The following is a 4816-nucleotide window of genomic DNA, read 5'->3' as shown; positions in this document are numbered from 1 at the left end:
GTCAGCCTGTATCACCAGCGGTGGGAGCACGAATCGGCGTACTACGCGCTCCGCCACACGATCATGTCCGGGCGGGTGCTGCGCTCGGGTGACCGCGTCGGCGTCGAGCAGGAGATGTGGTCCCTGCTGGCGCTCTACCAACTCCTGCGCACGGCGATGGTCGATGCAGCCGAGTCCCTCCCCGGCACCGACCCGGACCGCTGCGGCTTCACCATCGCCCTCCAGACCGCCCGTGAGCAGGTAATCCAGGCCGCCGGCGTCATCATGGACGCCGGCGACCCAGTCGGCACCATCGGACGCCGCGTCCTGGCCGCACTCCTGCCACCCCGTCGCCCCCGCGTGAGCACCCGCAAGGTCAAATCACCGACCTCCCGATACAACGAACGACACAACGACGGCAGACCCGATCACAGCCGCACCGTCACCAGCCTCGACGTCAGCGTCCTCGAACCTTCACAACCGCAGCCCGCGCTGCCCACCACCTCCCGGGACGACCGGCACACCGCCCCCACCGAGCGCCGCAGACACCGAATCCTGGCCCTGCTCGAAGAAGACCCCACCCGCCTGTGGAGACCCCGCGACATCGCGGCTCACTTCGGCGACGTCACCCTGGACACCATGTACAGACAACTCTCCAGATGGGCCGAGAGCGGACTCATCCACAAGATCGGACCCGGCCTCTACACCGCCACAACATGGTCACCAACTCCCTTGCAGTGACACGGAGATCGTTAACTACCCGGCCTTGGGGCCTCCCCCTGAGTGGTGGACACGCTGATACTGGATCTGCTTGATCCGGAGGAAGCGAGAACACCGCCGATGGCGATGAAGGACTACTCGGTCTGCTCCGACTTCGTCAGACGCCCCGAGCACCTGCCCGTGTCGCTGCTGCGGTGCCGCCACGATCGAGGAATCGGGCAGGTCACCGGCCCCTCGCCCGCGGCCGGGCGAGCCGAGCGCGGGCCTGCGGACCGCGCTCGGGATCGGCACGCTCCTCAGGCCGTGCTCCCAGCCGTGCTACCCGCCGGCAGGACGCGTGCCGGCGGCAGGATCAGGCCCGTTCTGCCGCGAGCGCGGCCAACTCGCGGTCCACCGCCTGCTGGTGCAGCTCGGCGTCCTCACGGGCGCGCTTGGGGCTCCAGCGCCCGGTCATCAGGAAGACGAACGGCAGAAACAGCACCTGGCCGCCGACGCAGATCCACCACCAGGTCCGCCACTGGCCCGGCCCGTCGTGCGCGGCCTTCTGCACCGTGGTCCCGTACTTCTTCAGCAGGTCGAGCTGTGGCTGCGCTTTCTGCACGGTGGCCAGGTCCGCAGCGCCGACCACCTGCTGTGCCCGCGCGGCGACGTCCGGAGGCACCTTGCCCGGGGCGTACGAGCCGAGTTCGGCGAAGGTCTGCGGATGGGCGCCGACGATCGCGAGCGCGGGGGCGGCCTGCTTCTGCGCCGCGGCGACCTCGGCGCCGTGGTCGACGAGCGGCGTGACCGAGGTGACCAGCACCGGGATGAACGCCGCGGAGACCGCGACGACCACGCGGATCGTCCACCCCCACACCGCGAGGCCGGTGGCGGTGGCGGCCGGGTTGTGCTTCTCGACGGTCTCGGTGAAGCTCGCCATCCACGGCGCGTAGGCGATGCCGCTGAACACGCCGATGGCCACGAACAGCCAGGCGAAGGTGTAGTAGTCGGTGGCCGGGTGGGTGGCGCGGGTGGCGAACACGGCCGTGGCGATGATCGAGCCGAGCGCACCGATGATCATGAACGGCTTGCGGACCCTGATCCGGTCGGAGAGCAGGCCCACCACGACCAGCGCGATCGCGTTGGGGGCCCAGTACCAGTTGGCGACGGCGTTCGCCCGCTGCTCGCTGTAGCCGTAGGTGGTGGCGAAGAAGACCACGAAGTTGCCGACCGCGGCGAAGTACAGCAGTAGGTAGATGGAGATGGCCACGGCTGAGCCGGTGACGTCCAGCCGCAGCATCTGCCGCCATTCCCCTCGGCGGGCCGACGCCGGGTCGATGCCCTTGGCGCGCGCCTCGACCAGCGCCCGGTCCCGCAGGGTGACCATGATCTGGTCGCGCAGGGCGGGTGACAGCTCGCGCAGCGCGAAGAGCGCGAACACGAACACCACGAAGCCGGAGAGCGCGGAGTAGCGCAGTTCGTCCTGCCAACTGGAGGTGTCCAGAGTGCTGCTGGTGACAACGGTGACGACCAGGCTGCCGACGACCGGGCCCATCGTCCAGGCGCCCATCGCCGTGGCCCGGCCCAACTGCGGTGAGAAGTCCCTGATGAGCGCGGGCGTGGCCACCAGCACCACGCCCTCGACAAAGCTGACCAGTGCGAACAGCACCAGGTACGTCGCCTTGCCGTCGACGTTGGGCAGCCCGAAGTACACCAGCAGCGAGGCAGCGAGCAGTCCGTAGACGACCATGTTGGCGCGGCCCCACCGGTCGGCGAGCCCGGCGGCGAGCGAGGCGAAGGCGCCGACGGCGTTGCCGATCACCGACACCCACACGAAGTAGCGGTAGGTCATGCCGAAGTGGGTGATGATCGACGTCGCGACCGCGTACTGAATGTAGAGCATGTAGTAGAGCACCACGGTGGTGACGACAACGATCGCCAGATACGCCAGCCGGCGCCCGGTGGCCGGATACGCGGTCAGGTCCCGGCGCAGCAGCCGGGCGAGTGTGCTACGGGCACCGGCGGCCGGGGCTGAGGGCCCCGGTCTGCCGTCGTCGAGTGACGTCGGAGTGGCGGACATACGGCTCCTCCAAACGTTGCAGGAATACCGGTGGGGTCGTCTCGGAACAACCAGAACTCGTACGCGGGGTCCGAGTTGGGCCGAGGGTAGTACCGACCGGTCGGCATGCCTAGGGGGTGCGCGGTGCGCGTTCCCCGCCCCGAAATCCGGCGCCCCCGCCCCTTGATCTCCTTCGTGAGCCAGGGCGCATCCTTGACGCCGCGCATGCCCCGCTGCCGTAGGAGTCGCAACCGAACCCCGGCAACTCGCCCCTGAAGGCGACGATGTCGGCGTCCTCCCGGCCCGAGGACGTACGGCGCGGCTTTTAGTCGGGCGGATGGGTCTAAACCACCTGGCTCTTGGTCTGGACCATTGACATGCGCATGAGCTGGACGTATGGAAGGCAGTGGATGGCGCAAGTTCCCATTCCTTCGCGTACGAGGAAGGGCTCCACATGTTCGGACCTTGCACCCGCGGATGGCCCCGGACCCTTACACGGCTGTTCGCACTGTTCGCTGTGCTGCTCGGCTTGCAGGCCGGTTCGGCACACGCCGCCCAGGCGGCGCCTGCCTTCAAGGTGATCGCCTTCTACGACGGGACCTATGACGCGGCGCACATCAGCTTCGTCCACGAGGCCAACTCCTGGTTCCCGCAGGCTGCCGCGCAGTACGGCTTTTCGTACACCTCGACCAACGACTGGAACCAGCTGAACACCGCCAACCTGGCCAACTACCAAGTGGTGATGTTCCTCGACAACTACCCCCACACCGCCGCGCAGCAGTCCGCGTTTCAGACGTACATGAACAACGGTGGCGGCTTCCTGGGTTTCCACGTCTCGGCCTTCAACACCGACAGCAGCGACTGGCCCTGGTACCACAACACCTTCCTTGGCACGGGCACCTTCCAGACCAACACCTGGGGGCCGACCTCCGAGACGCTGAGGATCGACGACTCCACTCACCCGGCGACGGCGGGCCTGCCGGCCACCATCAGCTCCTCGGTCAGCGAGTGGTACAGCTGGCAGTACGACCTGCGGCAGAACCCGGCCATCGACATCCTCGCGTCGATGGACTCCTCCACGTTTCCGGTCGGCACGGACCCCAACCAGTCGTGGTATAGCGGCTACTACCCGATCGTCTGGTCCAACCGCAACTACAAGATGATCTACGCCAACTTCGGCCACAACGCCATGGACTACTCCACCAACACCACCCTGTCCTCCACCTTCGCCAGCACGCAGCAGAACCAGCTGCTCATACAGGGCCTGCGTTGGCTGGGCGGACAGTCAGGACCGATCACTCCGCCGCGCCCCACCGGTCCGATCCATGGATACGGTGGCAAGTGTGTGGACATCGCGGGTGCCAACAGCGCCAACGGCACGGCGGTGCAGCTGTACGACTGCAACGGCACGTCTGCGCAAAACTGGACGGTAGCGGGCGATGGCAGCCTGCAGGCACTCGGCAAGTGCATGGACGTCACCTCGGGCGGCACCGCGAACGGCACCAAGGTGCAGCTGTACGACTGCAACGGCACCGGCGCGCAGAAGTGGCAACCGGGTACGGCCGGCGCGCTGGTGAATCCGCAGTCCGGGAAGTGTCTGGACGCCACCGGCCCCAGCTCTGCCAACGGCACACGGCTGCAGATCTGGTCGTGCACCGGCGCGGCCAATCAGAGCTGGACACTGCCTTCCTGACCGGCTGACAGGCGCGCTGTCTGCTCCGTTGTGGACACGCAGCGGGCTGGCGCAGTTTGAACGACGGGTCGCCTACGAGAGGCAACGGCCGTCGGCTCACCTGCGGCAGCCCGTTGTCGGCGTTCTTTGGACTCCCCACGCCGTGTCACTTCGACGGCCATTCAAGAAGGCACGACGCAGGGAGCCATCTGCCGGTAGCAGTCGCTGACGAGGTGTCGGAAAAGGACGGTGGCCCGCTGGCCCAGGCGCGGCGTGGCTCCTGGCAGGCGTCCGCCCCTCCCGTCGGCAGCTGCCCAGGCCAAGGCGTAGCCGAAGCTGTTGAGGGCGCAGTGCAGGGCCATGGGCGGGATCAGGCTGCTGGACCGGCGGCGCAGTTCGCACAAGAG

3 protein-coding genes and 1 pseudogene are annotated in these 4816 nt (G+C 67.8%); 2 read left to right on the top strand and 2 right to left on the bottom strand.

Annotated features, from left to right (window positions below):
* Positions 1-720, top strand: a 720-nt coding sequence (locus tag ACWDA7_RS50470) for a helix-turn-helix domain-containing protein (protein WP_450614638.1), incomplete at its 5' end; no start/stop codon positions are given.
* A gap of 331 nt (positions 721-1051) precedes the next feature.
* Here the strand turns inward: ACWDA7_RS50470 and ACWDA7_RS50465 are convergent.
* Positions 1052-2758, bottom strand: coding sequence for an MFS transporter (locus ACWDA7_RS50465; protein WP_450614636.1), 1707 nt, complete (start codon positions 2756-2758; stop codon positions 1052-1054).
* Between the two features lie 433 nt (positions 2759-3191).
* Between ACWDA7_RS50465 and ACWDA7_RS50460 the strand changes: the two genes are divergently transcribed.
* Positions 3192-4430 (top strand): ThuA domain-containing protein, encoded by a 1239-nt coding sequence (locus ACWDA7_RS50460; protein ID WP_450614634.1) that lies wholly within the window; start codon positions 3192-3194, stop codon positions 4428-4430.
* Positions 4431-4591: 161 nt separating this feature from the next.
* On the opposite strand, the pseudogene ACWDA7_RS50455 reads toward ACWDA7_RS50460, so the two are convergent.
* Positions 4592-4816: pseudogene (locus tag ACWDA7_RS50455) on the bottom strand (hypothetical protein); the annotation flags it as partial.

This window comes from Streptomyces sp. NPDC001156, from assembly GCF_053598275.1.
Note: the sequence above shows the minus strand (reverse complement) of the source record. Positions and strands in the feature narration are given on the sequence as shown.